The 24409-nt window shown below is 65.7% G+C and carries 22 protein-coding genes; 17 read left to right on the top strand and 5 right to left on the bottom strand.

All coding sequences use genetic code 11. From position 1 onward, the window contains the following. Position 1 precedes the first annotated feature (1 nt). The 6 genes from ACWV14_RS32610 (at position 2) to ACWV14_RS32585 (ending at position 5621) form a co-directional block, all read left to right on the top strand. Positions 2–814 (top strand): ABC transporter ATP-binding protein, encoded by an 813-nt coding sequence (locus ACWV14_RS32610; protein WP_454907960.1) that lies wholly within the window; start codon positions 2–4, stop codon positions 812–814. Further along, entirely contained in the window at positions 807–1568 is a 762-nt protein-coding gene (locus ACWV14_RS32605; RefSeq protein WP_454907959.1) for an ABC transporter permease, read from the top strand. The genes ACWV14_RS32610 and ACWV14_RS32605 overlap by 8 nt, the downstream gene beginning before the upstream one ends. Next, positions 1565–2347: an ABC transporter permease gene (locus ACWV14_RS32600; protein WP_454907958.1), complete on the top strand. Its 783-nt coding sequence runs from the start codon at positions 1565–1567 to the stop codon at positions 2345–2347. The genes ACWV14_RS32605 and ACWV14_RS32600 overlap by 4 nt, the downstream gene beginning before the upstream one ends. Before the next feature lie 71 nt (positions 2348–2418). Next, complete coding sequence (locus tag ACWV14_RS32595; RefSeq protein ID WP_455240228.1) at positions 2419–3489, top strand: NAD(P)-dependent alcohol dehydrogenase; 1071 nt, start codon at positions 2419–2421, stop codon at positions 3487–3489. A 30-nt stretch (positions 3490–3519) separates the two neighbouring features. Continuing rightward, a complete protein-coding gene (locus ACWV14_RS32590; RefSeq protein ID WP_454907956.1) occupies positions 3520–4971 on the top strand; it encodes an aldehyde dehydrogenase in 1452 nt (483 codons plus the stop codon). Positions 4972–5015: 44 nt separating this feature from the next. Continuing rightward, complete coding sequence (locus tag ACWV14_RS32585; protein ID WP_454907955.1) at positions 5016–5621, top strand: nuclear transport factor 2 family protein; 606 nt, start codon at positions 5016–5018, stop codon at positions 5619–5621. A 16-nt stretch (positions 5622–5637) separates the two neighbouring features. Here ACWV14_RS32585 and ACWV14_RS32580 read toward each other — a convergent pair whose 3' ends face one another. Further along, the gene (locus ACWV14_RS32580) at positions 5638–6750 is read right to left on the bottom strand and encodes a pectin acetylesterase-family hydrolase (protein WP_454907954.1); all 1113 of its coding nucleotides are present in this window, start codon (positions 6748–6750) and stop codon (positions 5638–5640) included. 165 nt (positions 6751–6915) lie between these two features. Between ACWV14_RS32580 and ACWV14_RS32575 the strand changes: the two genes are divergently transcribed. Next, the gene (locus tag ACWV14_RS32575) at positions 6916–7839 is read left to right on the top strand and encodes a LysR family transcriptional regulator (RefSeq protein WP_454907953.1); all 924 of its coding nucleotides are present in this window, start codon (positions 6916–6918) and stop codon (positions 7837–7839) included. Positions 7840–8160: 321 nt separating this feature from the next. On the opposite strand, the gene ACWV14_RS32570 is transcribed toward ACWV14_RS32575, so the two are convergent. Next, the gene (locus ACWV14_RS32570) at positions 8161–9090 is read right to left on the bottom strand and encodes a LysR family transcriptional regulator (RefSeq protein ID WP_454907952.1); all 930 of its coding nucleotides are present in this window, start codon (positions 9088–9090) and stop codon (positions 8161–8163) included. A gap of 88 nt (positions 9091–9178) precedes the next feature. On the opposite strand from ACWV14_RS32570, the gene ACWV14_RS32565 reads away from it, so the two are divergent. From ACWV14_RS32565 to ACWV14_RS32555, 3 genes are all read left to right on the top strand, one after another. Then, positions 9179–10642, top strand: coding sequence for an FAD-dependent oxidoreductase (locus tag ACWV14_RS32565; RefSeq protein WP_454907951.1), 1464 nt, complete (start codon positions 9179–9181; stop codon positions 10640–10642). A 30-nt stretch (positions 10643–10672) separates the two neighbouring features. Then, positions 10673–11644, top strand: a complete 972-nt coding sequence (locus ACWV14_RS32560) for a Bug family tripartite tricarboxylate transporter substrate binding protein (RefSeq protein WP_454907950.1) — start codon at positions 10673–10675, stop codon at positions 11642–11644. A gap of 144 nt (positions 11645–11788) precedes the next feature. Further along, positions 11789–12655: an SDR family oxidoreductase gene (locus ACWV14_RS32555; protein ID WP_454907949.1), complete on the top strand. Its 867-nt coding sequence runs from the start codon at positions 11789–11791 to the stop codon at positions 12653–12655. Between the two features lie 35 nt (positions 12656–12690). Here the strand turns inward: ACWV14_RS32555 and ACWV14_RS32550 are convergent, their stop codons facing one another. Further along, positions 12691–13569 carry a LysR family transcriptional regulator gene (locus ACWV14_RS32550; protein WP_454907948.1) on the bottom strand — a complete coding sequence of 293 codons (879 nt, stop codon included), beginning with the start codon at positions 13567–13569 and terminating at the stop codon, positions 12691–12693. A gap of 155 nt (positions 13570–13724) precedes the next feature. On the opposite strand from ACWV14_RS32550, the gene ACWV14_RS32545 reads away from it, so the two are divergent. Next, a complete protein-coding gene (locus tag ACWV14_RS32545) occupies positions 13725–14702 on the top strand; it encodes a Bug family tripartite tricarboxylate transporter substrate binding protein (protein ID WP_454907947.1) in 978 nt (325 codons plus the stop codon). A 26-nt stretch (positions 14703–14728) separates the two neighbouring features. Next, on the top strand, positions 14729–15460 hold the full coding sequence (locus tag ACWV14_RS32540) for an aldolase (RefSeq protein WP_454907946.1): 732 nt from the start codon (positions 14729–14731) through the stop codon (positions 15458–15460). Between the two features lie 283 nt (positions 15461–15743). On the opposite strand, the gene ACWV14_RS32535 is transcribed toward ACWV14_RS32540, so the two are convergent. Then, entirely contained in the window at positions 15744–16733 is a 990-nt protein-coding gene (locus ACWV14_RS32535; RefSeq protein WP_454907945.1) for a Bug family tripartite tricarboxylate transporter substrate binding protein, read from the bottom strand. A gap of 147 nt (positions 16734–16880) precedes the next feature. Here ACWV14_RS32535 and ACWV14_RS32530 point away from each other — a divergent pair, with 147 nt between their 5' ends. From ACWV14_RS32530 to ACWV14_RS32510, 5 genes are all read left to right on the top strand, one after another. Then, on the top strand, positions 16881–17438 hold the full coding sequence (locus ACWV14_RS32530) for a VOC family protein (RefSeq protein WP_454907944.1): 558 nt from the start codon (positions 16881–16883) through the stop codon (positions 17436–17438). Continuing rightward, a complete protein-coding gene (mhpA, locus tag ACWV14_RS32525) occupies positions 17431–18930 on the top strand; it encodes a bifunctional 3-(3-hydroxy-phenyl)propionate/3-hydroxycinnamic acid hydroxylase MhpA (protein WP_454907943.1) in 1500 nt (499 codons plus the stop codon). Before ACWV14_RS32530 ends, mhpA begins: the two co-directional genes overlap by 8 nt. Positions 18931–18948: 18 nt before the next feature. After that, positions 18949–19701, top strand: coding sequence for an IclR family transcriptional regulator (locus tag ACWV14_RS32520; protein ID WP_454907942.1), 753 nt, complete (start codon positions 18949–18951; stop codon positions 19699–19701). Between the two features lie 49 nt (positions 19702–19750). Then, a complete protein-coding gene (locus ACWV14_RS32515) occupies positions 19751–20608 on the top strand; it encodes a fumarylacetoacetate hydrolase family protein (protein ID WP_454907941.1) in 858 nt (285 codons plus the stop codon). Between the two features lie 118 nt (positions 20609–20726). Next, a complete protein-coding gene (locus ACWV14_RS32510) occupies positions 20727–22313 on the top strand; it encodes a diguanylate cyclase domain-containing protein (protein WP_454907940.1) in 1587 nt (528 codons plus the stop codon). Here the strand turns inward: ACWV14_RS32510 and ACWV14_RS32505 are convergent. Beyond that, on the bottom strand, positions 22301–24397 hold the full coding sequence (locus ACWV14_RS32505) for a TonB-dependent receptor (protein ID WP_454907939.1): 2097 nt from the start codon (positions 24395–24397) through the stop codon (positions 22301–22303). The two genes, ACWV14_RS32510 and ACWV14_RS32505, sit on opposite strands and share 13 nt — an antisense overlap. Between the last annotated feature and the right edge of the window lie 12 nt (positions 24398–24409).

Here is a 24409-nt window from a genome sequence, read left to right as displayed (position 1 = left end):
GTTGAGCGTCGTCGATTCGGCAACGCATGCGACACGTGGGCTTGACGAGGTGCCGGCGATTCTGTCGGTGCACTCGGCGAGCTTTTGCGTTGCCTCGAAAGAAATACTCTCGCCGGTCTCGCTGGACATTCGCAAGGGCTCTTTCGTGTGTCTCATCGGCCCTTCGGGCTCCGGAAAGACCACCCTGCTTCGAATGATGGGCGGGCTTGCACCTGCGAGTTCGGGCACGGTGATTTTCGACGGAGAGCCGCTGAAAGGCCCTAGCCGTCGCCTCGCCTTCGTGTTCCAGGACTACGGCCGCGCACTCCTGCCTTGGCGAACCGTGCGGGGCAACGTCGAACTGGCCTTGGAGGCACGCGGCGTCGCGCGCCAGGACATGGCGGCCATCGTGGATCCGCTGATACGCCAGGTCGGCCTCGCACATGCGGCAGACGCCTATCCGCGGCAGCTGTCGGGCGGCATGCAACAACGCACGCAGATTGCGCGCGCGCTGGCACAGGACCCGGACTTGCTTCTGATGGACGAGCCTTTCGGTGCGCTTGACGCCATGACTCGCCAGTCCCTGCAAGACGAGCTTCTGCGCCTGGCAGCCGAGCGCGGAATCACGATCGTGTTTGTGACGCACGATCTGGAGGAGGCCATCTACCTCGGCGATGAAGTGGTCGCGCTGTCCGCGAACCCGGGCGCCATCGCCGACCGGATCCGCATCGACCTGACGCGGCCGCGCAATCAACTGACCTCGCGCGAAGACCCGCAGTTTCTGGCCTACCGGCATCGTCTATACGACTTCTTCGCGGGGTATGCCCATGAATGAAGCAGCATGGCTTCGCCGCGGCAGGCTGTATGTTCCGCTGGCTCTTCTGCTGTCGTGGCAACTCGCCTCGCTGTTGCCGGGATTTCCGCTCCAGACGGTCTCGCGGCCCGTGGACGTAGCCGCGGCAATGGCCTCGGCGTTGATCGACGGGTCGCTCCTGACCGCGACGGCCGAGACCATGGTGTCCACGTTCGCAGGCGTGGCGGTTGGTGCCGCATTGGGGGTGATCGCGGGCCTCTTGGTCGGCGTTTCGCGCGGTGCGGACCGCGCAAGCAGTGCCCTGGTGGAATGCCTGCGCCCGGTCCCGGCCATTGCGATCATGCCTCTCGCGCTTCTGGTCTTCGGCTTCGGCTTCAGCCTGGAGATAGCGGTCATCGCATTCGCGAGCTTCTGGCCGGTGATGATCCTGCTGCGCAGTGCGGTCCGAGGCGTGGATCCACAGACGATGGAGGTCGCGCGGGCACTCGAGTTCTCCGGGGCCGAGCGCTTGCGCAAGTTTCTGCTGCCGTCAGTCTTGCGGGAAATATTCGTCGCAATGCAGCTCGCGATCGGGGTGGCCTTCGTCGTGGCTGTCACGGTGGAAATCGCCGTCAACCCGATGGGCCTGGGCTACAGGCTCGTCTCTGCCCAGGTGGCGTTGCGCGCCGACCTCGTATTCGGCTGTCTCCTCTGGGTAGGCCTGGTGGGCTGGACGACCAGCGCCTGCCTCAAGACGCTCGAGAACCGTCTCTTCAGATGGAGCGTGCAACGATGACTCGCCTCATGAACCACATGCGCTGGCTCGCCGGGCAGGCATTCTCGCGGCTGTGGCTGCTGATCTTGGCCGTCGTACTCTGGCAGGCGCTGACTTCGTCGGCCGTGATCTCCAGGATCTTCCTGCCGCCTCCCCTCGATGTGCTCGAAGCGCTGCGCGCCTGGTGGGCGTCGGGCGAACTGGGCGATGCGCTCGCCAAGACCCTGTGGCGCATGGGCGCGGGCTGGCTGCTGGCGTCGGTATGCGGCCTTGCGCTGGCCATCTTCGTCAGCTTCGACCGCCGGCTGGCGGCGCTGCTGACGCCCACGCTGGAGTTCATCAGGCCATTGCCCGCTGCAGCCGTGATTCCCGTCATGGTGCTGATGCTCGGCCTTTCGGACAAGACCATTGTCGCGGTCATCGCGTTCGGCTCCATATGGCCGCTGCTGCTCAACGCCATCTCCGGCTTTCGTGCCATCGACCCACGGCTCAAGGAGGTTGCGCACACCCTCGAACTCACGCCGCTGCAATACCTCGCCAAGGTCGCTCTGCCGGGGGCCTTGCCCGACATCGTGGCGGGCCTTCGCCTGGGGCTGACGCTGGCCCTCATCCTGTGCGTCGTGGCCGAGATGATCACGCTCAACGGAGGCATCGGCGCAGAAATCCTGCTGGCCAGTCGCAACTTCCGAAGTGCGGAGCTGTTCGCCGGCATTGCCCTGATCGGCGCCATTGGCTACGGCATCAACGCCGTGATCGTGTACGCCGAGCGGCGCGCACTGCGGTGGCGCGGCGACCGCTGACCCTTTTTCCAAACCGAAAGAAAGCAATGCAGTCTGTTTATGGCGCCGTGGCGCGGCGCAAGCATGCGGATTTGTCCCTCGAGCAACTCACCATCGACGACCCGCGCGCCGACGAGGTGCTCGTCAAGGTGACGGCCGTGGGTATCTGTCACACCGATGTGGGGATGAGGGACCAGACCTACCCGGTGCCTCAGCCGATCGTGCTCGGGCACGAAGGCGCGGGCATCGTGGTCGCCACCGGAAGCGCGGTGCACGAGTTGGTCGCCGGCGACCACGTGGTGATGAGCTTCGACTTCTGTGGCGCCTGCGCGAGTTGCAATGCGAAGCAGCCGCAGTACTGCCATCGCTATTTCGACTTCAACTTCGCGGGAACGCGAGACGATGGCTCCGTCAGCCTGTCTAAAGGCAGTGAACCTGTGCACGGCAACTTCTTCGGGCAGTCCTCGTTCGCGACGTACGCGCTGTGCAGGGAACGCAACGCCGTGAAAGTGCCAGGCGACGTTCCGCTGGAAATTCTGGGCCCGCTGGGATGCGGCGTGCAGACAGGAGCGGGCGCGGTCGTCAATTCGTTCGGCATGCGGCCGGGCGAATCGCTCGCAGTATTCGGTGCCGGCACTGTGGGGCTGAGTGCGGTCATGGCCGCCCGCATAGCGGGTGCCTCGGTGATCGTGGCGGTCGACGTGGTGGATGAGCGGCTTGCACTCGCAAGGGAGTTGGGCGCGACGCACACCGTCAACCCGACCACTCAGGACGCAGTCGGCATCGTCATGGATGCCACTGGCAGTGGCGTGAACTTCGCGTTCGACACCACGGGTCGCAGCAATGTCATCGGCACGGCCATGGATGTGCTCGCACCCCGCGGGATCTGCGGAATCGTCGGCGCCTCGGCGGAGGGCACGAGGATCTCGCTGGATGCCATGCACGTGATGACGGGCGGCCGGCAGTTGCGCGGCATCGTCGAAGGCGATGCCGATCCGAAGGCCTTCATCCTGCAAATGATCGCCTGGTACCGCGAAGGATACTTTCCCTTCGACAAGCTGATCCGCTTCTATCCGTTCTCCGAAATCAACACCGCGATCCGCGACACGGAGGCCGGGCGAACCATCAAGCCCGTGCTGCGCATGGATCTGCAGACCCCGTAATTCTTTTCTCCAACGACAAGGACTCCACACATGTTCAATATCGAACTCTCCATCGACGGAACCCATCGCGCTGCCACGGGCGGTGCGACATTCGAGCGGCGAAATCCGCTAGACGGGACGGTCGCCACCGTGGCTGCGGCAGCAACGCCGGGCGACGCGATCCTGGCAGTCGAGGCCGCCGCGGCCGCCTTCACGACATGGCGCGAGACAGGCCCCGCGCAGCGCAGGGCGTTGCTGATGAAGGCGGCTGAAGTCTTCGAGGCGAAAAGTCAGGACTTCATTGCCGCCATGGCAGCGGAGACCGGGGCGTCTTCGCAGTGGGCGAGCTTCAATGTGCATCTGGCAGCCACCATGTTCCAGGAGGCGGCGGGGCTGGTAACGCAGATCATGGGCGAAGTGATTCCGTCGGACGTGCCTGGCAGCCTGGCGCTTGGCGTGCGCCAACCGGCGGGGGTGGTGTTGAGCATTGCGGCATGGAACGCCCCAGTCATCCTCGCCGTTCGTGCACTGACGACTCCGCTGGCTTGCGGCAACACCGTGGTGCTCAAGGGTTCGGAGTACTGCCCGAAGACGCAGCAACTCGTTGTCGAGTGCCTGCTGGAAGCCGGCTTCCCGAAGGGTGTCGTCAACTTCGTGACCAACGCCCCCGAGGACGCCGGCGCGGTGGTCGACGCGATCATCGCGCACCCTGCGGTGCGCCGGGTCAACTTCACCGGCTCCACGCGTGTGGGCCGCATCATTGCTCAGACGTGCGCCAAGCACCTCAAGCCTTCGGTGCTCGAACTCGGCGGCAAGGCGCCTTTCATCGTGCTCGACGACGGCGATGTCGATGCAGCCGTCTCGGCCGCGGTCTTTGGTGCCTTCGCCAATTCGGGACAGGTCTGCATGTCGACGGAACGAATCATCCTGGACGAGAAGATTGCAGACGAGTTCGCCCGCAAGTTTGCAAGCCGGGCGGCAGCCCTCCCGCTGGGTGATCCGCGCCACGGTCCGACCGTGCTCGGGGCACTGGCGGATGCGAGCCTGGTCAAGCGCTGCAACGCGCTGATCGACGATGCGCTGGAGAAAGGCGCGAAGCTGCTGTGCGGCGGCAGGAACGACACGATGCTGATGCCCGCGACCGTGCTGGACCATGTGACGCCTGCAATGCACATCTACGCAGAAGAGTCCTTCGGTCCGGTCAAGTGCCTGGTCCGCGTGGACGGCGTCGAGGCAGCCGTTGCCTGCGCGAACGACAACGAATACGGGCTGTCGGCCGCCGTGTTCGGGCGTGACGTGGGACGTGCCTGGAATGTGGCGCGCCGCATCGAATCCGGTGTCTGCCACGTCAACGGCCCCACGCTTCACGACGAAGCGCAAATGCCTTTCGGCGGCGTGAAGGGCTCGGGCTGGGGGCGTTTCAACGGAATGGCCGGCGTCCACGAGTTCACCGACCTGCGCTGGATCACGATCCAGACGACCGATCGCCAATACCCGTTCTGAAACCGGCGCTCAAGCCGGATAACCCGTTTTTAAAGGAGATAGTGATGAGTGAACTACTGACACAGGAACTCGAGATTCGTCGAATGATCGAGCGGTGGGCCCTATGGCGCGATGCCGGCGATTGGGAACGTTTCGCGACGGTATGGCATCCGGACGGAATGATGATGGCGACCTGGTTTCAGGGCTCGTTCAAAGACTTCATTCGCGTGACACAGGAAGGGTGGGAAAACGGCGTCAGCATCCTGCACTTTCTCGGTGGCTCGGCGATCGAGGTCTCGGGCGATCGTGCCATCGCACAGACCAAGATGACGATCTCGCAAAGGGGATCGGTCGAAGGAGTGCTGTGCGACGTGCTGTGCACGGGTCGCTTCTATGATTTCGTGATCAGGCACGAAGGGGAGTGGAAACTGCTGCACCGTCAACCGATCTACGAGAAGGACCGCATCGACCCTGTGGATCCGGCTGTGAATCTTCAGCTCGATGCCGATTTCCTTGCGCGAATGCCGGCGGGATATCGCCATCTCGCCTACATACAGACGCGCATCGGATATTCGGTAAAGATGGACATGCCGATGCTCAAGGGAGAAGAGGTGAAGGATCTCTACGCTCGTGGCGCACGATGGTTAGCCGGCGCAGCGCTCGAACGCTAGGGGTCTGAACGTTTCATCAAGGAAACCCTGGGCGCGTCCAATGGTACTCAGGGGTTTCGCAGTCCACGCAGGCCACGTTCTCCACTGGCTTACCTGTCACCGCTGCAGCAAACCAATCGAGGAATCGCACTCCGCTGGTCTGGCGCGTATAGAACCGGTCCAACACATGAGGTCGTCCGCGGTTGTCCAACGCATTTTTTGCCAGCACGGCATCGTAGTACCCGCCAATGATGGCTTCGTCGTGCCCCCAACTGGTATAGGTCCGGAAATTGGAAATTTCCGCGCGGATATACGCATGCGCTTGGTCCAGCTTAGCCGGAACGTCAGGCCTTTTCTCCCCGATTAGCTGCATGAACATCGCCTGCACGGCATCGTGCCGTTCGTTGTATTGGTGAAAGACGATGTTGGGATGAAGCTTGGCCGCGCGTATATAGAGGTCCTCGATGGTCAGACCGTCGATTGGCAAATCCTCGAAGCCTTCGACGCGCTTCAGGACGTTTTCGGTTCCCCACGACTTGAATAGCGGGGCGAGCTTGTCGCTCAGGTGATAAGCCCCACCGCCGTCCGCGAAGTGGGTTACCTGGGCTCCAGGATATTGCTGCGCGACGATGTGCGTGTAGAGGGGCGACGCCAGGGCGCCGGCGCTCCAGCCCATAACCGCGACAGTCTTCGGCTGCGGATAGATCCTGAACATCCAGTCCAGCGCGAGCATGGCGTTGTCGAAGCCCTTGTGCAGGATTTTGAGCTTGCCTTCGGGGTGGCCGTTCATCTCCGGCGTGTCATAAACGGGCGTTGCGTCGCCCAGAAAGACGTCCCCGTTGGCCGTGGGGAGGTAGATCAGGGTGTAGTCGGCGAGCGGGTTTTCGACGTTGTCTGTGTCAAAAATACCGCCCAGTTCGCTGGGATCCAACTCAAGGCCTGCGAACGCCCGGTAGTGCGGCCGGCAATGCAGTGCACAGTTCTCCCCTGTCCAGCAGGCGCCGCCGCCGGAAAGGATGACGGCGATTTTCTGGGGGTCGCCCTCCTTCGCCCAAAACGAGTACGGTGTGCCTTGCGAGCATCCAGGCGCGGCGGCCGGCAGCACGTTGCGCCAAATAGGTTTGACGGATGTAGCAGATTGAATGGGCATATTTATCGTCCTGGACGATTTGGACATCGACGAAATTCGGCAGCTTGCCGTGCGGATAGACATCGAATGTATGGAGCATGCCAAGCAAGCGCCAGACGCATGGGGCGCACAATGCAGTTGTGCCAGACGCCAGGTTCAACGGGTCAATTGCGATAGGCTCAGTCCATGGACAACTTGGATCTGAACCTCCTACCCGTTCTAGATGCTTTGCTCGCCGAAGGCAGCGTGACGGGCGCAGCGCGTCGACTCGGCCTGAGTGCTTCCGCCATGAGCCGTGCGCTCGCGCGGCTCAGATCGGCTACAGGCGACCCGCTCCTGGTCCGTGCAGGGAGCAGGCTGGTACCCACGCCACGGGCCATCGCGATGCGAGACCAGGTGCGTGATGTCGCGCGGGACGCACGAACTCTTCTCAGTCCTCAAGTGACCGAGGTCGATTTCGCCGCGTTGGAGCGCACTTTTGTCGTGCGCGCGAACGAAGGATTCGTTGGCCTGTTGGCCCCATCGCTGGTCAGCGCCGTTGTAGGCACCGCGCCTCACGTTCAACTGCGGTTTGTGTCGAGGCCGATCAAAGATGCGAATTCCCTGCGTGAAGGACAAGTCGATCTTGAAATCGGCGTATTAGGAAATTCGGCGCCAGAGGTAAGGACTCGATCACTCTTCCGCGACCGCTTCGTCGGCGTGACTCGCGCGGGTCATCCACTACTCGCGAGTCCAGTGACACCGGCCACTTTCGCGGCTTGCCAACACGTCGTGGCTTCGCGCAAAGCTGCCTTTGAGGGCCCCGTCGACCTCGCCTTGGCGCAACTTGGCCTGCGACGCAGGATCGTTGCCGTCGTCAACGGCTTCCCGGAAGCGGTGCGCATCGCCCACGAGTCGGACGTCATCGCGCAGGTGCCGAGGAGCCTGTTGTGCGCCCGCTTGCCCGGCGCCCTGGCGCTCGCACAGGGCCTCACAGTCTTCGAACTCCCTGTTGTGGTGCCAGAGATCGTGATCTCTGCGATGTGGCACCCCCGGCTCGACGCAGACCCTGCTCATTGCTGGTTACGTGAAACATTCGTGACTGTGTGCCAGGATGCGCTCAAGGCGTGATTGGAGACTCGACCTTACTCACATGCGTCAATTCAACAGGATCGCTTGGAGTGCAGTTGTTGTCCATGAGCAATTGCCCATTGTCGAGGTAATGGGTCAGTCCCGCTCAGAGCTTCAGGCCGTAGTCCAGCGCCAGGGCCAGCGCAGTGCCGTCCGTGGCCCGCACACGCTGAGCGGGCATCCAGATGCGCAACGCTAAGGCGACCGGCTGAGCTCTCTCTTGCCGTTCGGTGGCGGTGCTCCGTGTCCAAGTCGCCCACCTCACGCTCCATCGCAAACAGCCCTTCGAAAGATCGCGGCGACGAAACAGGCATGTGAAGTTCACCTTGCAAGTTCTACTGCAATGCCTTGAGCACCGAACCAGATGTCCTTGCCCAGCGCCGCAGCAACGGTATCGAACACCAGTGCCCGCCCTTCGCGCACTGCCCGCGAGTCCGAGCGCGACACGTTCTCACAGAGGACCCAGGTGATGAACTGACCCTTGATGGGGGCCCAGCTCAGTCCTTCGAGCCGATGGCCGTAGAGCGTGCATGCCGGAACCAGGGCCATGCCCAAGCCACGCTGTGCCAAGCCCAGGCAGAGTTCCAGCGTGTCTGTCTCCGCCGCCAGATGGAATGCAAGGCCCTTGCGCTCCAGGGCGTGCTCGATCTGGGTCCGAAGGGCATTGGGTTTTCTTGGCAGGACCACCTTCCTGCCATCCAGGTGAGTGATGGGCACCGGCCGGTGCGCGCTCAGCGCTTCCTCGTTCTTCGCGACGATCACGATCGGCTCCCGGACGAGCGGGGTCTGCCGGTAGGTGCCCACCGGCACCGTGCCCGAGGGGACGATGCTCAGGTCGAGCAGCCCGACCACCATCGATTCGCGCAGCAGATTGCTCACGCCTTCGTGAAGCTGCAGCGCAATGCCCGGATGTTCCTTCAGGAGCCTTTCCGCGAAGGGCGCGGTGAACAGGTGATGCCAAGCCGGCGGCGTGCCGATCGCAAGCTGGCCGGCGGCCGTCAGTCCAACCTGCTCCTTCAGCAAAGAAAACTGCTTCAACAAGGGCCGAGCGCGCGCTGCGAGGATCTGCCCTGCCTCGGTCAGATGCACGCCGCTTTGCGTCCGGATCAACAGGGGCGCCCTCATTTCGTGCTCGAGGGCGCTCATGTGCCGCGAGAGGGCAGGCTGCGAAAGATTCAGACTCGCCGCGGCCTTGTTGATGCTTCCGAGTTCGGCCACGCGGAGGAAATAGTCGAGCAGGCGATTGTCCATGGGGCGGCAGCAAGCTATGTGGAAACCGGTTAACAGCTATCGATGAATAGCATTATTCAGCATAGCGACGAATTCCTAAGATCGCGGCATGAAAACCACGGTACAAGGCGACGAACGCTTTCTCTCCTCGGACATCTTCGAGGTGAAGAAAGAACCCCGGACTCCACGCAGGGACGGCGGCACATGGTCCGAGCGCGGTCGCGACATCGGCATCTATCACCGCTGCGACGTGCTGGTCGTCGGGGGCGGCCCTGCGGGGACCGCGGCGGCGGCCGCTGCAGCAGCGACGGGCGCGGACGTCACGCTTCTGGAGCGCTACAACCACCTGGGCGGCCTGTCGACGGGCGGACTGGTGATCTGGATCGATCGCATGACGGACTGGGACGGCCGGCCGACCATCCGCGGCTTCGCGGAAGAACTGATGACCCGGCTGCCGCCCGACGGCATCGCCGGTCCGTCCCCGGGCGAATGGGGCTCCAGGGACCCCCTGCGTGCCGCCTACTGGGCGCAAAGAACGGCCGCGTTCCACGGCATGGTGACCTGGTCGCCAACGATCGATCCGGAACGCCTCAAGCTCCTGTCGCAGCAGATCCTGATCGAGCGCGGCGTACGGCTGGTCTATCACTCGTGGGCCGCCGCGCCGATCGTCGAAGACAACACCGTGCGCGGCGTCGTCTTCGAAAGCAAGGAAGGCCGGCAGGCGATCCTGGCGAAGGTCGTGATCGATTGCACGGGCGACGGCGACATGTTCGCCCGGGCCGGCGCACCGACTTCCATCGACGTCGATCAGGACGATGTTCATCACTGCATGAACACGTCGTGGTTGTTCGCTGGCGTCGACATGACCCGCTGGATCGAGTTCAAGGTGGGGCAGCCGGAGCAGTTCTCGCAGTTCACCAAGGCCGGGCGCGAGGCCCTGGGCCTGTTCGAGCGCCCGTTCGTTTCGTGGCGCAACGACGTCGCCTTGTTCATGGGGCCTCGCCAAACGGGCTATTCAGGACTGAACGTCGACGACCTCACCGAGGTGGAGGTGCGCTCCCACAAGCTCATGGCGGCGCATCTGGACTTCTATCGCACGCACGCACCCGGCTTCGAAGGCGCCTTCATGATGCTCAGCGCGCCCCAACTCGGCGTGCGCCATACGCGCAGACTCGTCGGATCCGGCAGCGTCCTGCGCGAGGACTGGCCGACGGCGCGCGTGCACGCCGACGAGATCGGCGTCACGCCGGCGGTCTCGCCCAAGTTCCCCAACATCTCGATCCCCTACGGTTGCCTGGTGCCGCGATCACTCAACGGGCTGCTGGCCGCAGGGCGCCACATCTCCTGTGATCGCAACTCGCATGGGTTCATGCGCGAAATTCCCCAGTGCTGGGTCACCGGGCAGGCGGCCGGCGTGGCGGCTTCGTTGTCCGTGTCGCAAGGCGTGGCGCCACGCGCCGTCGAGATCGGCGCGGTCCAGGACGAACTGCTGCGCCAAGGCGTCGTGGTCCGCAAGCCGGAACGCAAGGTTGCGGACACCACAGCGCACAAGAGCGAATCGACCGCGGCTTGAGCGCACCAGAACAACTGAAGGAGACAAACCATGGATCGCAGACAGACATTGACGGCCCTGTGGGCGGTAGCGGGGTGGCTCGGTACCGGCATTGCGGCACACGCGCAGGACTTCCCGACCAAGGCGTTGAGCATCCTGGTGACTTACCCGCCGGGAGGGCCCGCCGACCTGATGGCACGCGCGCTGAGCGAAGTCATGAGCGAGCGGCTGGGCAAGCCGGTCATCGTGGACAACCGGCCCGGCGGAGGTGGCCAGGTCGCAGCGGCTGCGCTGCTGCGAGCCCCTGCCGACGGGCACACCCTGATGATCGGGGACACGTCGACCCTGGGCATCAACAAGTTCATCTATCCCAACTTCGGCTACGACCCCGTGGCGGACATGACTGCGGTCTCACCGTTGATGCTCATGCCGATGGTGCTCTATGTACCGAAAGCAAGTCCGTTCAACAGCGTGGCCGATCTGGTCGCAGCCTCGAAGCAGCGACCACTGAACTACGCCTCGCAGGGGAGCGGCAGCCTGGGCCATCTGCTCGGAGAAATGATCAAAAGCGACAGCGGCGGGCAGTTCAATCACATCCCGTACAAGGGGTCCGCGCCTGCCATGACGGATCTGCTGGGGGGCCAGGTGGATCTCCTGTTCGATGGTGTCGGTCCAGGCCTGCCTTATCTGTCCACGCAGAAGCTGAAGGCGCTTGCCGTGGCCGGACCCCGGCGGCTGCCCGAACTGCCCGATGTTCCGACGATGGCGGAGGCGGGACTGCCCGCAGTCGGCCTCTCGTTGTGGCTGGGTGTGGTCGCGCGCGCGGGGACACCCGCGCCGCTCGTGCAGCGCCTGCACGACGAGATCGCATATGCAATGACGCAACCCAGGGCGGTGAAACGCTTCAGTGACCTGGGGTTCCAGTTCATGAAGATGTCGCCCGCGGAGTTCGGTCAATTCATCAGAAGCGAGTCCCTGAAGTCGGCGGGCATCGTCAAGGCGCGGCAGATCGTTCTTGAATGATGAGTGCGTCGCGCCATTCCGATGGCTCGGCGTGGATCCGCGGGACCAACGTGCCTGCGGACGGTGGTATTCCAACCTGCTGCTCGAGGCTCACGGCCTTTAAAAAACCCTGAACAACAACCTGAAAACCAAAAGGAAATTGAAATGATCGCCATCACCGGTGCAAATGGAAACTTGGGGCGTCTTGCCATCCAAGGACTTCGGGATCGAATCCCGGCGGATCAGATCGTCGCGCTCGTGCGCAACCCAGGGAAGGCGCTGGACCTTCTTGCCATGGGGGTGCAGGTGCGCGAGGCGGACTACGATCGCCCGGAAACGCTTGTCAAGGCGCTTGAGGGCGTGGAGAAGCTACTGCTCGTATCGGCAGTCGTCCCGGGCAAGCGACTGGGTCAACACAAGGCGGTCATCGACGCCGCCAGGCAAGCCGGCGTCAGGTTGATCGCCTACACCAGCATGCTGCGCGCTGAAACCTCCGCATTGGCGCTCGCGAAAGAGCACTGGGAAACCGAGCAATACCTGAAGAACTCCGGCCTCGAGTTCATTCTGCTGCGCAACGGCTGGTATCTGGAGAACGATACGCAGGCGCTCTCGGCTGCCCTGACTCAAGGCTCCATCATCGGCAGTTCCGGAGACGGTCGGTTCTCTTCCGCATCGCGCGCGGACTATGCAGCTGCAGCGATTGCAGTCCTCACCCAGCCCGGGCACGAAGGAAAGACATACGAGCTCGCGGGCGACCAATCCTTCGCCATGCACGAGTTCGCCGCGGAAGTGTCGAAGCAAACGGGTCAGGCCGTCGTCTACAAGGATTTGCCGGCAACCGATTTCGCGGCGGTGCTGCGCAGCATCGGACTGCCGGACATGATCGTCGATGTCGTCGTCGATGCCAGCGTGAAGGCGGCACAGGGCGAACTGGAGAGCTCATCTCGCGATCTGTCCCGGCTCATCGGTCGGTCCACGACCTCCGTGGCCGAGGCGACAAGACAGGCGCTTCAGGGCCGGTTGCAAGCCTGAGGCTGCTGCCAATGGGCGCATTCCTTTCCGCCCTATCAAGGCTGGAGCGCTTGCGCAATCGCCCGCACGGCCTCCAGCGCGGCAGCCGCCGTTGCGGTCATCGGCTCGCTCTTGCGCGAGATCGCCACCACCTGCCGCTGCAGGCGTCCTTCGAAGACCTCGGCGCGAGACAGCCCTCGCGGCACGATCATGCTGTCGGGTAGGTGGCGCGGCAGCACTGCAATGCCCAAGCCACGCGCAGCGAAGTCGAGAGACAGGTTGATGGAATTGCATTCGAAAGCCACGCGAGGTGCGCCTCCGAGTTCGCGCTCAAGGGCACGCCGCAGCGCATAGGTCCTGGGCGCAACGATCAGCGGCTCGAGCAGCAGTTGCTCGCGGTTGAAAGCCAGTGGTGTGTTCTCGCGCGCTGCCAGGTAGCCGCACAAGTGTTCCACGTGCAGGCGGTGAACCGCAAAGGCATCGGAGTCGACGGCCGAGTCGTACACCAGGCCCAGTTCGCAATAGCCGCGCTCCACGCGCTCGACCACCTCGGGCGAACTGGCTGTCATCATGCTTCCAGTAACGCCTGAGCAGCGTTGCGCGAGACGCACCATGGCATCGGGCAGCAAATAGGCCGCCAAGGTGTTCACGGTGGCAATCGACAAACGCCCCGCCGATGCCGCCGCGGCGCCGTAGGCCGCATCCACGATGTCGTAGCTGTGGCTCATGGTGCGAAACAGCTGTTGTCCTCGATCCGTGAGTGCCATGCCGCGGCCGTTGCGGCGAAACAGCCGCACACCGAGCGTCTGCTCCAGTGCCGCCATTTGCTTGCTCAAGGCCGGCTGCGTCACGCCGAGCATGTCTGCCGCGGCGCGCAAGGAGCCTGCGCGCGATACGGCCAGGAAGACTCGGAGTTGATGATCGTTGGGCTGCATGGCAAGGACAGTAGCGTCAATTCTGACGATCAGTGCCGCCGCGCGCCATAACCCATGGTTATTCGAGCCATGCCCGCAACCGCGTTGCGGGACGGGAGGCCGCTTCCTAGACTGCCTCATCCCACCCACTGCTTCGTTGCCCCGAAGACACCGCGATGAAACGACGTTCCTTCACCTGCGCGCTTTCGCTCGGCGCCATGGGCCTGGCCAGCCGGCCGGCGTTCGCCCAGACCTATCCTGATCGCCCCATCAGGATGATCGTCGGCCTGCCGCCCGGCGGCGCCGTCGACACAGTGGCACGCATGCTCGCCGAGTCGCTGGCCACGGCACTGAGCCAGCCAGTGGTCGTCGAGAACCGCGCCGGTGCCGCCGGGATGATCGCGGCCGAGGTCATCGCGCGCTCGGCCCCGGATGGCTACACCATAGGCCTGCAGGACGTTGGCGCGCTCGCCGTGAATCCGGCGCTGCAAAAGAAGATCGCCTACGACGTGGCGAAGGACTTCCAGTACGTGGGCACAGTCGCCAAGATACCGCTGGTTCTGGTGGCGCACCCGTCGGTGGCGGCCAACAGCCTCGACGAACTCACGCGCCTGGCCAAGGCCAGGCCGGGCAAACTGAGCTATGCCTCTTCCGGCGTGGGCGGCCCCTTGCACCTGGCCTTCGAATCGTACAAGCAGCGCGCCGGCGTCTTCGTGACGCACATCGCCTACCGCGGCGGCGCGCCAGCGCTGGCCGACGTTGTGGCCGGGCATGTCGACTTGATGTTCATCGACACCAACCTCGGCGCCCAGTACGTGAAGAGCGGGCGCGTCAAGCCGCTCGCCGTCGGCGCACTCGAGCGCAGTCCGCTGTTGCCCACGGTGCCCACTTTTGACGAGCTCGGCATGAAGGGCTTCGACGCGGCGCCCTGGTTGGGCCTCGTCACGCCGGCGGGCTTGCCCGCAGAGGTGACGCAGCGCCTGACACGCGCACTTGCCATTGCGGCCGGCAGCGACACCTTCGTGTCAAGAGTTCGAGCGATCGGTTTCGTGCCTTTCAAGTCATCGCCCGGAGAGTTCGCAACCCTCGTACGCAACGATGTAGCCGGCTACCGCACCCTGATCCTGCACCAGGGCATCAAGCTGGACGACTGACTGCACCCCCACCCGGAGACAACACCTTGCCCAAGACACTTTTTCTGGAGCCAGTCGCTGGCCCTCCCCTGGACAGTGCGACGGATACCTTGCTGGACGCATGCCGCATCCTCGGCGCACAAGGCCATTCGTCCGGACTGGCCGGCCAGGTAACGCTGCGAGACGGTCACGGCGGTTGCATGCGCACTGTCGCGCTGGGCACCGGCTTCGACGAGGTCGAGGCCCGCCATCTGCTGCGGGTTGATGAACACCTTCATACGCTCGAAGGCGCGGGCCGGCCAAACCCCGGTGTGCTGTTCCACAGTTGGATCTACCGCCACCACCCGAAGGTCAACGCGATCGTCCACACCCACCCGCCGGCGCTGTCGGCCTTGTCGATGCTCGGCATTCCCATGCCGGTGGCCCAGATGGATGCGGCCATGTTCTACGACGACTGCGGCTTTCTGGCGGACTGGCCGGGCGTGCCGACCGGTGACGAAGAGGGCGCTTTGATCTCGCAGGCACTGAAAGGCAAGCGGACCGCCTTCTTGGTCAACCACGGCGCTGTCTGCACCGGTGCAAGCATTCAAGAAGCCATCTACCTCATGGTCTTCGCCGAGCGCAACGCCCGCATGTGCCTGGACGCCCTCTCAGCCGGCGCCATTCAACCCATCAAGCCGGCAGCCGGACGCGAGGCGCATGACTTTCTGCTGCAGCCAGCGATCGTGAATGCCACCTTCGCCTACTGGGCACGTCAGGCACGGCGTGGCGCTGCATAACTTAGCCCCACCCGTTTGCGGTCGCCGCGGACTATGCGCTCAGTGCAGGCATCGGGACGATTCGATATCGATCCGATGCTCTGCCAGGTCCGTCGACTACAACTCAAAGGCAAGCGAGTAGAGGTCGCAGGACCGACCTGGCATGTGGCGATGCGCCCGGGCAAACGCAGATTGTTCCTCTACCATGCCAGCCGACGCCACTTCCCGGCGGCATTGCGCGCTTTCATTGACTGCATGCTGGACAGAGACCTGCCTGGCGGCAGCGAGGGCGGGACGCCGCGCGTCAGTCGAGCTTGACGTTGGCCTGCCTGATCACCTTGCCCCACATCTGCCGGTCGGCATTGATGAAGGCGGTGAACTCTGCCGGTGAGTTGCAGCGCAGTTCGCCGCCGTAGTCGCGCCACTTCCTCGCCAGCTCATCGGATTGGCAGGCCTTGAGCATGGCGGCGCTGAGCTTTTCCAGGATGGGCTTGGGCGTGCCGGCCGGCGCGAGGATGCCCTGCCAGGCGATCGGGGCATAGTCCGGCAGGCCCACTTCGGCGAAGGTCGGCACGTCGGGAAAACTCGGGTGCCGCTTGCTGCCGGTGATGGCCAGCAGCTTCAGCCGGCCGGCGCGGATGCTTCCAGCGGCAGCGGGCAGGCCGTCGAACATGGCCTGCACCTGGCCCGCGATCAGATCGGTGTAGGGGCTGGTGCTGTTGTAAGGCACGAGGTTGGTCTTCACGCCCGCGGCATTGTTGAACCACACGGCCGACAGGTGCGAATAGCTGCCGATGCCCGCCGTTGCGACCGCGACCGAATCGGGCCTGGCCTTGAGCGCCGCGATGAGCGCGCGCGCATCTTTCGCCTCGACGCCGGGCGTGGCGATGAGGCCCGTGTTCAGCACGCCCAACAGGCTGACCGGCGCGAAATCCTTCTCGGCGTTGAAGGGCAGCTTCGAGTACAGGTGAGGCACCACCGACAGCGAACTGGTCGTGCCGATGTACAGCGAGTAGCCGTCGGCCGGCGCCTTGGCGGCCACCTCGGTGCCGATGATGTTCGAGGCACCGGGCCGGTTTTCCACATAGAAGGTCTGGCCCAGGATCTTCGTGAGCTCGGCGGCGATCTCGCGCGCATTCGCATCGGGCCCGCTGCCTGCGGGAAAGGGGGCAATGATGCGCACCGCCTTGCTCGGGTAGTCGGCTTGCGCCGCCGCGCCGCCCGCCACGGCGCTTGCCGCGGCCATCACGCCAAGGGCCATCCAGCGGCGTGCCGCCATCTTCAGAACTCTCATCGGTTTGTCTCCTGTTGATCTTGCGTGCCGTTGCACGAGCTCGAATGATAGTTAAATACTCCGTATTGTCAAAATACGATAATTTCAATATCATTTCTCCAACGCGAAGCCGAAAGCCGGCACGCTTTATCGCCAGGAGACATTGAATTGACCGACAACAGCCCATTGAACCTGCAGTTCAGCCACATCGGCCTGTACGTGAACGACCTGCCGCGCATGGCGCGCTTCTACCGGCAGGCCCTGCGCTTCACCCAGACCGACGCGGGCGACCTGGGCGCAGTGCAGCTGGTGTTCCTGAGCCGCGACCCGCGTGAGCACCACCAACTGGTGCTCGCCACCGGCCGGCCGGCCGATCCGGGCTTCAACGTGGTCAACCAGATCTCTTTTCGCGTGCCCGACATCGCCACGCTGCGCCAGTTCCACGACCGGCTGCTGGCAGAGGGTGCGAGCGACATGCACCCGGTGACGCACGGCAACGCGGTGTCGGTGTATTGCCGCGATCCCGAGGGCAACCGGCTCGAGCTCTTCATGGACACGCCCTGGTACTGCGAGCAGCCGCTGCGCGAGCCCGTCGACCTGTCCCAGCCCGACGAGGTCATCCTTGCGCGGGCGGAGGCCATCGCCAAACGATTTCCGAAGTTCATGAGCCGCGCCCAATGGCAGGCCGAGGTGGCGCGCCGCATGGAGGAAGACCAGCGTGGCTGAGACGCGGCTCGTGCACGACGTCGCGATCGTCGGGCTCGGTCCCACCGGCGCCACGCTGGCCAACCTGCTGGGCGCGGCGGGGCTGTCCGTGGTGGTGCTGGAGCGGGAAGCCGGCGTGTTCCCGCTGCCGCGCGCGATTCACTTCGACGGCGAGGTACTGCGCATCCTGCAGGGCGCGGGACTGCGCGAGCAGGCCCTGGCCATTGCACGCCCCGGCGAGCAGGGCATGCACTTCGTCAACGGCGCGGGCGAGACCATGCTGATACGTGGCGGCAGCGCCGCGCTGGGGCCGCACGGCTGCGCCAACAACTACTACTTTCACCAACCCGAACTCGAGGCCGTGTTGCGCGAAGGCCTGGCGCGCTTCGGCAATGTGCAGGTGCGGCTGTGCAGCGAGGTGACCGGCATCGCGCAGGACGCGGACGGCGCCACGCTGGCCGTGCGCGAAACCGGCGGCGGCCAGACGTCCACCGTGCGCGCGCGCTACGTCATCGGCTGCGACGGCGCGCGCTCGCCGGTGCGCCAGCACATGGGCAGCGCGATGCTCGACCTCGGCCTGCGCCAGCCGTGGCTGGTGTTCGACGTGGTGCTGCGCCAGCCGGTCGACCTGCCTACGCACACGGTGCAGCACTGCGACCCGGCAAGACCCATGACCTATTGCAACGTGGTCGGCAACCGGCGGCGCTGGGAAATCATGGTGCTGCCCGGCGACGACCGCGAAGCGCTGGTGCAGCCCGCATCGCTCTGGCGCCTGGTCGCGCCGTGGGTGCGGCCCGAACAGGCGCGGCTGGAGCGCGCAGCCATCTACACCTTCCACTCCGTTATTGCGCAGGGCTGGCGCCGGGGCCGGCTGCTGCTGGCGGGCGATGCCTGCCACCAGACGCCGCCCTTCCTCGGCCAGGGCATGTGCGCTGGCATCCGCGACGCGGCCAACCTCGCATGGAAACTGGAAGCGGTGCTGGCGCGGCAGGCCCCCGATGCGCTGCTCGACACGTACGAGTCGGAGCGCGCATCGCATGTGCGCGCGCTCATCGAACTGGCGGTGCGGCTGGGCAACATCATCCAGACCACCGACCCGGCGCTCGCGGCCGAGCGCGACGCGAAGTTCCGCGCGGGCCGCCCCGAGATCTTCGAGCTGCCGCCGCAGGTGCTGGGCGAAGGCGCCTTCGACGCGCAGCCCGGCTCGCCGGCGGGCCGGCCGTTTCCGCAGCCGCGCCTTTGCGACGGGCGGCTGCTCGACGATCTGCTGGGTCGCCGCAGCGCGGTCATCGGCCGGCCCGCCGCACTCGCGGCCGCTGCTCCCGCCACCGTCGAGCGCTGGCGCCGCGCCGACGCGATGGTCATCGACCAGCCCGACGCGCCGCTGCGCGACTGGCTCGACGCGCAGGAAGCGCAAGCGGTGATACTGCGGCCCGACCGATATATCGTCGGCATCGCGCGCACGGGGCTCGATCTGGATCGCATCTCGCAACACCTCCCCGTCGCGCCATGACATCCTGGAGGAAATCGCGTGCCGGAAAAATCCCTGTCCAGCCTGGGTCGCATGCTGGGCGTTCTCGACCTGTTCGACGACACGCACCTGACACGCACGGCGGACGACATCTCGGCCGCGCTCGACGTGTCGCTGCCCACGGGCTACCGCTACGTACGGCTGCTGCTGGAGGCCGGCCTGCTGCAGCGCGTGGAAGATTCGCACTACGCGCTGGGGCCGCGCATCATCCTGCTCGACCACTACATCCGCAAGGCGGACCCGGTGCTGCGCGAAGGCATTCCGGTGATGCGCGAGCTGGTGGCGGCCACCGGCTTCGACTGCGTCACTTCGGGGCTCTTCGGCATGCAGGTGCTGGACACGCACCGCGAGATGGGCGGTGCGCCGCCCGCACTGGCCTATGGGCGCGGCAGGCCGCGTCCGCTGTTCCAGGGCGGCGCGCCCAAGGTGCTGCTGGCCACGTTCGCGCCGGCGCAGTTGCGCAAGGTCTTCGATGCCCGCCACGACGAGCTGGTGCGCTGCGGGCTGCCCGCCGAGTGGAGCGAGTTCCGCCGCCACTACGCGGCGATCCGCAAGGCGGGCCACTACATATCGATCGGCGAGCTCGAGCCGCAACTCGCGGCCGTCGCCGCGCCGATCCTGAAGGCCGATGGAGGCGCATGGGGCGCCATCTCGCTGGTCTTCGACACCTCGCGCCTGTCGATCGTCGATCTCGACAAGATGGTTCACCTGATCACCGAGGGCGCTTCGCGCATTGGAGGTCGCCTGGCGTAAACCCGTTTCCACAACCACCACGTGCCCTCGCGGGCCTCACGGACAGACCATGAAACTCATCAGCTACCAACACAACGGCATCGACAGCTACGGCGCGGTGACAGGCGAGCGCGCAGACCGTGTTGCCGACCTGCGCGGCATCTTCGGCAGCCGCGCGACGGACCTGAAGGCGCTGATTGCCGCCGGCCTGCTGGACGAAGCCGCCGCGGCCATGGCCAACGCCGACGCGACCCTCCCGCTGAGCGAAGTGCAGCTGCTGCCCGTGATCCCCAACCCCGGCAAGATCGTTTGCGTGGGACTCAACTACGGCGAGCACGTGCGCGAGACCGGCCGCGAGATCACCGAGAAGCCCACGCTCTTCCTGCGCGTGGCCGAGTCACAAGTGGCGCATGGCGAAGATATCGTGCTGCCGCCCGAGTCGAGCAAGCTCGACTACGAGGGCGAGATCGCCATCGTCATCGGCCGGGGCGGACGGCGCATCGCCGAGGCCGATGCGTGGAACCACATTGCCGGCTACGCCTGCTACAACGACGGCAGCATCCGCGACTGGCAGACCGCGACACCGCAGTGGACGGCGGGCAAGAATTTCTGGCGCACCGGTGGTTTCGGTCCATGGATGGTCACGCGCGACGAGATCGCCGACGGCCAGGTCATGACGCTGGTCACGCGGCTGAACGGCCAGGAGATGCAACGCACCACCACCGACAAGCTGATCCACGGCATCCCCCGGCAGATTGCGCACATCTCCGCCTTCATGCCGCTGGCCGCGGGCGACGTGATCGTCACCGGCACGCCCGGCGGCGTGGGCGCCAAGCGCACGCCACCCGTGTGGATGAAGGCGGGAGACAGTGTCGAGGTGGAGGTCGATGCGATCGGTGTATTGCGCAACGGTGTGCGTGTGGAGTGACACCTCCCGCCGGGCAGGATCCAGGGCCGGTCGGTTGCGGCGTTGCAGAAGGTGCGGGTAAAAGATGAGGTAATTCGTTTACATTTACATAACATCCGCTCCACGACCAGCAGCCAGAGTGAACCTCAGAAGATCTGCCAACAGTCTGGTTTTTCGCCTGCTCGTGATGGGCCTGTTGATGGCAGTCCTGGGAACCGCCGCCAGTTACATCCAGCTCACCCGCTTCCTGCGGGAAGACCTGACCCGGTCGGTGGCGGTCCAGCAGACGGCCCTGGCCGACTACGTGGCGCGCGATGTCGACAACTACCTGGGCGAGCGCCTCTCGTTCCTCGAGCGCCTGGCGGCCACGCTGCCGCCCGAGCTCCTGGCCCGGCCCGAGCGGCTGCGGGCCTGGCTTGAAGAACGCTGCACCCTCAGCGCCCTCTTCCCGATCGGCCTGAAGGTTGCCGACACCGCCGGCAAGCGGCTCGACGGCGCAGGCCAGCTCACAACGGACGATCCGGAATTCGAGGCGGCGCGCCGCGGGCAGCCCGCGCTGGGCCGGGCGCAGGCGGCAGTCTCCGGCCATTCGATACTGCCCATGGCCGTGCCGGTGCGCGACGCCGCCGGCCAGGTGACCGCCGTGCTGCTGGGCACCGCGGACCTTTCGGCCGACGGCCTGCTCGACCATCTGCAGCGCGGGCGCGTGGGCCAGGACGGGGGCATCCTGGTGGTGTCGCCGCGCGACCGGATCTTCGTGGCCTCCACGGACGTCACCATGTCGCTCACGCCCACCCCGCGCGAGGGCGTGAATCCCTTGCACGACCGGGCCATGGCCGGTTACCGCGGCAGCGGAACGACCCGCAACGCCAAGGGCATCGAGGAAATCTCCGCCATCGCATCGGTGCCGAACAGCGGCTGGTTCGTGGTGGCGCGGCTGCCGGTGGCGCAGGCGCTGGCGCCGGTGGGGCGCATGCAGACCTTCATCCTGCAGCAGCGCGCGCCCGCGGTGGCGGCGGTGCTGATCGTGATCGGCCTGATCATGGCCTGGCTGCTGCGCCCGCTGCTGCGCGCCGCCGACCAGGCCGACCGGATGACCCGCGGCGAACTCGCGCTCACACCGCTGCGGGTGGTGCGCAACGACGAGATCGGCCACCTGACGCAGGCCTTCAACCGGCTGCTGGCCAAGCTGCAGGACAACCAGGAGGCGCTGGCCCGCCTGGCCCATCACGACACGCTGACCGGCCTGCCCAACCGCAAGCTGCTGGACGACCGGCTCCTGCAGGCGCTGGCGCGCGCCAGGCGGCATTCGCACCGGGTGGCCGTGCTCTATCTCGATCTCGACGGCTTCAAGATGCTCAACGACACCCTCGGCCACGAGGCGGGCGACCAGGCCCTCAGGGAAATCGGGCGCCGGTTGCAGGCGCTGGTGCGCCAGACCGACACGGTGGCACGCATCGGCGGCGACGAATTCGTGCTGCTGGCCGCCGACATCGAAGAGCCCGCGGACCAGAACGCCCTGGCGCTGGCGCGGCGATGCGTCGAAGCGATCGCCCGGCCGCTGCAGTTGGCGCGGTCGGAAACCGTGATCGGCGCGTCGATCGGCATCGCCCTGGGCAGCGGCGGTGAAACCCCGCAGGACCTGCTGGCCGCCGCCGACAAGGCGATGTACCGGGCCAAGCAGAACGGGCGCGGCCACTGTGTCACGGCCGCTCAGAACGTGTAGCGCGCGCTGACCCGCACGCTGCGCGGCTCCATCGGGTGGATGTGGCGGTCGTTCACGCCGCCGCCGCAGGTGCCGCCCGCCACCTCGCCCGCGGTGCACGAGGCGTAGTAGTACTCGATGTCGTTGCCCTTGCGGCCCGCCAGGTTGAACACGTCGAGCCCCAGCGTCAGGTGCTTGTCGACCGCATAGCGGGCGCCGAAGTTCAGCAGCGTGGCGGCGCGCGAGCGCACGCTGTTCAGCGTGTCGAGCGCGCGCGGCCCCATGTAGCGCAGCCGCAGCGATGCGGTCCACGGGCCTTCGATGTAGGTGATGCCACCCGCCAGCACGCGCTCGACGGCGTTGTCGATGTAGTTGCCCTCGCCTTCGGGCGCCGCGCCCTTGAAGCGGGCGCGCGATACGGCAGCGTCCACCTCCAGGCGCCAGGCGCGGTCGAACTTCCAGCGCAGCGTGGCCTCGAGCCCGCGACGCGTGCTCGCACGCCCCGGCTCGGTGGTGCCCGCGTCGCCGACATAGACCAGCTCGGAAGCCAGGTCGAGCTTCCACAGCGCCACCGTGGCGGTGAGGTCTTCGTCGGGCTGGAAGCGCCAGCCGATCTCCGCGCCGCGGCCCTTCACCAGCGCGGGCACGCGGTCGGCCGGCAGGCCGCTGCGCGGGTCGGTGGTGATGACGGCGCCGCGCACGTCGTTGCTGTGGAAGCCCACGCCCCCGTTCAGATAGAACTCGTGCGCCGGCGTGAGCGAGAAGGCCAGGCCGAACTTGGGGCTCAGCTGCGAGTCGTGGCCCTTGCCGCTGTTGAGCGGGCCATACACCGGCTCGCGGCCCTGCACGTTGTAGCGCAGCGCGTCGCCGCGCAGGCCCACATAGCCGCGCCACCGGTCACTGAAGTTGACCAGCTGCTGCCCATACACGGAGAACAGGTCCTGCGAGACCTTGTCGTTGCGCACTGTGCCCAGGCGCTGGCGCGCCTCGGTGTCGTACAGGCCGACCTCGCCGATGCGGTCGCCGCGCCACTGCGCACCGAAGCTCAGCAGGCCGTCGAGCCCCGCGATCTTGTTGGCCATCGCATGCGAGCCCTGCGCGCCGAAGATGCGGCGGCGATCGGTCTGCTCGAACTGGTCGCCGTTGACCGGGTTGTTGAGGAAGTAGGTGAAATCGGAGAACAGGTCGAAGCGGTAGTCGATGGCGTAGGCGCTGAACTCGGTGTCGCCGCCCGGGCCCTTGTCGAACCACTTGCCCGACAGGCTGATGCGCTGGGTCTTGCCGCCGTCGGTCGGGTTCAGGCTGCCGAAGCGCGGCAGCTCGCCGCTGTCGATCAGCCGCTCGGGCACCTGGTCGGTCGAGGTCCATTGGCTCTTGTAGGCCATGGCCGTGACGCTGAAGCCGCGCGTCTGCGAGCCCTGCGAATAGCGCAGCACGGCGTTGGTCTTCTTGAGGTTCTCGGGCACGTTCCAGGGGCCGTTGTTGCCTTCGAGCTCGATGGCGCCGAGCCAGGTCTGGTCCTGCACGGTGCGCGAGCCCGCGGCCAGCAGGCGGCGAAAGCCGTGCGAGCCCACGGTCACTTCGGCAAAGGGCGACTCGAGCGCGCTGAAATAGTCGAGCGACGCGCTGCCTGCGAGCGAGAAGTCGCCGCTCTGCGCGAAGTACGGGCCCTTGCGGTAACGCACGCCCGACACCAGCTCGGGAATCAGGAAGTTCAGGTCGGCATAACCCTGGCCATGTCCGTGCGTGGGCATGTTGACCGGCATGCCGTCGACCGTCACCGCGAAGTCGGTGCCGTGGTCGAGGTTGAAGCCGCGCAGGAAGTACTGGTTGGCCTTGCCGTCACCCGAATGCTGCGTGGCGACCACGCCGGGCACCGCCTCGACGATGTCGCCGGGCCGCAGCTTGGGCCTGGACTGGAAAGACTCGCGCTCCACCGCGCCCTCGCTCGCGCTGTCGGCCGTGCCGATGGCCGCATCGCGCGGACCGACGATCTGGATCTCCGGCAGATGGCTCTGCTGCGCGCAGGCCGCCGCGCTGCCGAACAGCGCGCCGAGAAGCCAGGGCCTCGGGAGGCGCGAAGACGCGCGAGATGAGAAGTTCATGGAGGCCTTTGT

Source organism: Variovorax durovernensis (genome assembly GCF_977011995.1).
Note: the sequence above shows the minus strand (reverse complement) of the source record. Positions and strands in the feature narration are given on the sequence as shown.

Bases quoted from the DNA above. Each gene is read 5' to 3' on its own strand.
- ACWV14_RS32605 (WP_454907959.1), top strand. From the start codon at position 807: ATGAATGAAGCAGCATGGCTTCGCCGCGGCAGGCTGTATGTTCCGCTG.
- ACWV14_RS32600 (WP_454907958.1), top strand. From the start codon at position 1,565: ATGACTCGCCTCATGAACCACATGCGCTGGCTCGCCGGGCAGGCATTC.
- ACWV14_RS32590 (WP_454907956.1), top strand. From the start codon at position 3,520: ATGTTCAATATCGAACTCTCCATCGACGGAACCCATCGCGCTGCCACG.
- ACWV14_RS32585 (WP_454907955.1), top strand. From the start codon at position 5,016: ATGAGTGAACTACTGACACAGGAACTCGAGATTCGTCGAATGATCGAG.
- ACWV14_RS32580 (WP_454907954.1), bottom strand. From the start codon at position 6,750: ATGCCCATTCAATCTGCTACATCCGTCAAACCTATTTGGCGCAACGTG.
- ACWV14_RS32575 (WP_454907953.1), top strand. From the start codon at position 6,916: ATGGACAACTTGGATCTGAACCTCCTACCCGTTCTAGATGCTTTGCTC.
- ACWV14_RS32570 (WP_454907952.1), bottom strand. From the start codon at position 9,090: ATGGACAATCGCCTGCTCGACTATTTCCTCCGCGTGGCCGAACTCGGA.
- ACWV14_RS32565 (WP_454907951.1), top strand. From the start codon at position 9,179: ATGAAAACCACGGTACAAGGCGACGAACGCTTTCTCTCCTCGGACATC.
- ACWV14_RS32560 (WP_454907950.1), top strand. From the start codon at position 10,673: ATGGATCGCAGACAGACATTGACGGCCCTGTGGGCGGTAGCGGGGTGG.
- ACWV14_RS32555 (WP_454907949.1), top strand. From the start codon at position 11,789: ATGATCGCCATCACCGGTGCAAATGGAAACTTGGGGCGTCTTGCCATC.
- ACWV14_RS32550 (WP_454907948.1), bottom strand. From the start codon at position 13,569: ATGCAGCCCAACGATCATCAACTCCGAGTCTTCCTGGCCGTATCGCGC.
- ACWV14_RS32545 (WP_454907947.1), top strand. From the start codon at position 13,725: ATGAAACGACGTTCCTTCACCTGCGCGCTTTCGCTCGGCGCCATGGGC.
- ACWV14_RS32535 (WP_454907945.1), bottom strand. From the start codon at position 16,733: ATGAGAGTTCTGAAGATGGCGGCACGCCGCTGGATGGCCCTTGGCGTG.
- ACWV14_RS32515 (WP_454907941.1), top strand. From the start codon at position 19,751: ATGAAACTCATCAGCTACCAACACAACGGCATCGACAGCTACGGCGCG.
- ACWV14_RS32505 (WP_454907939.1), bottom strand. From the start codon at position 24,397: ATGAACTTCTCATCTCGCGCGTCTTCGCGCCTCCCGAGGCCCTGGCTT.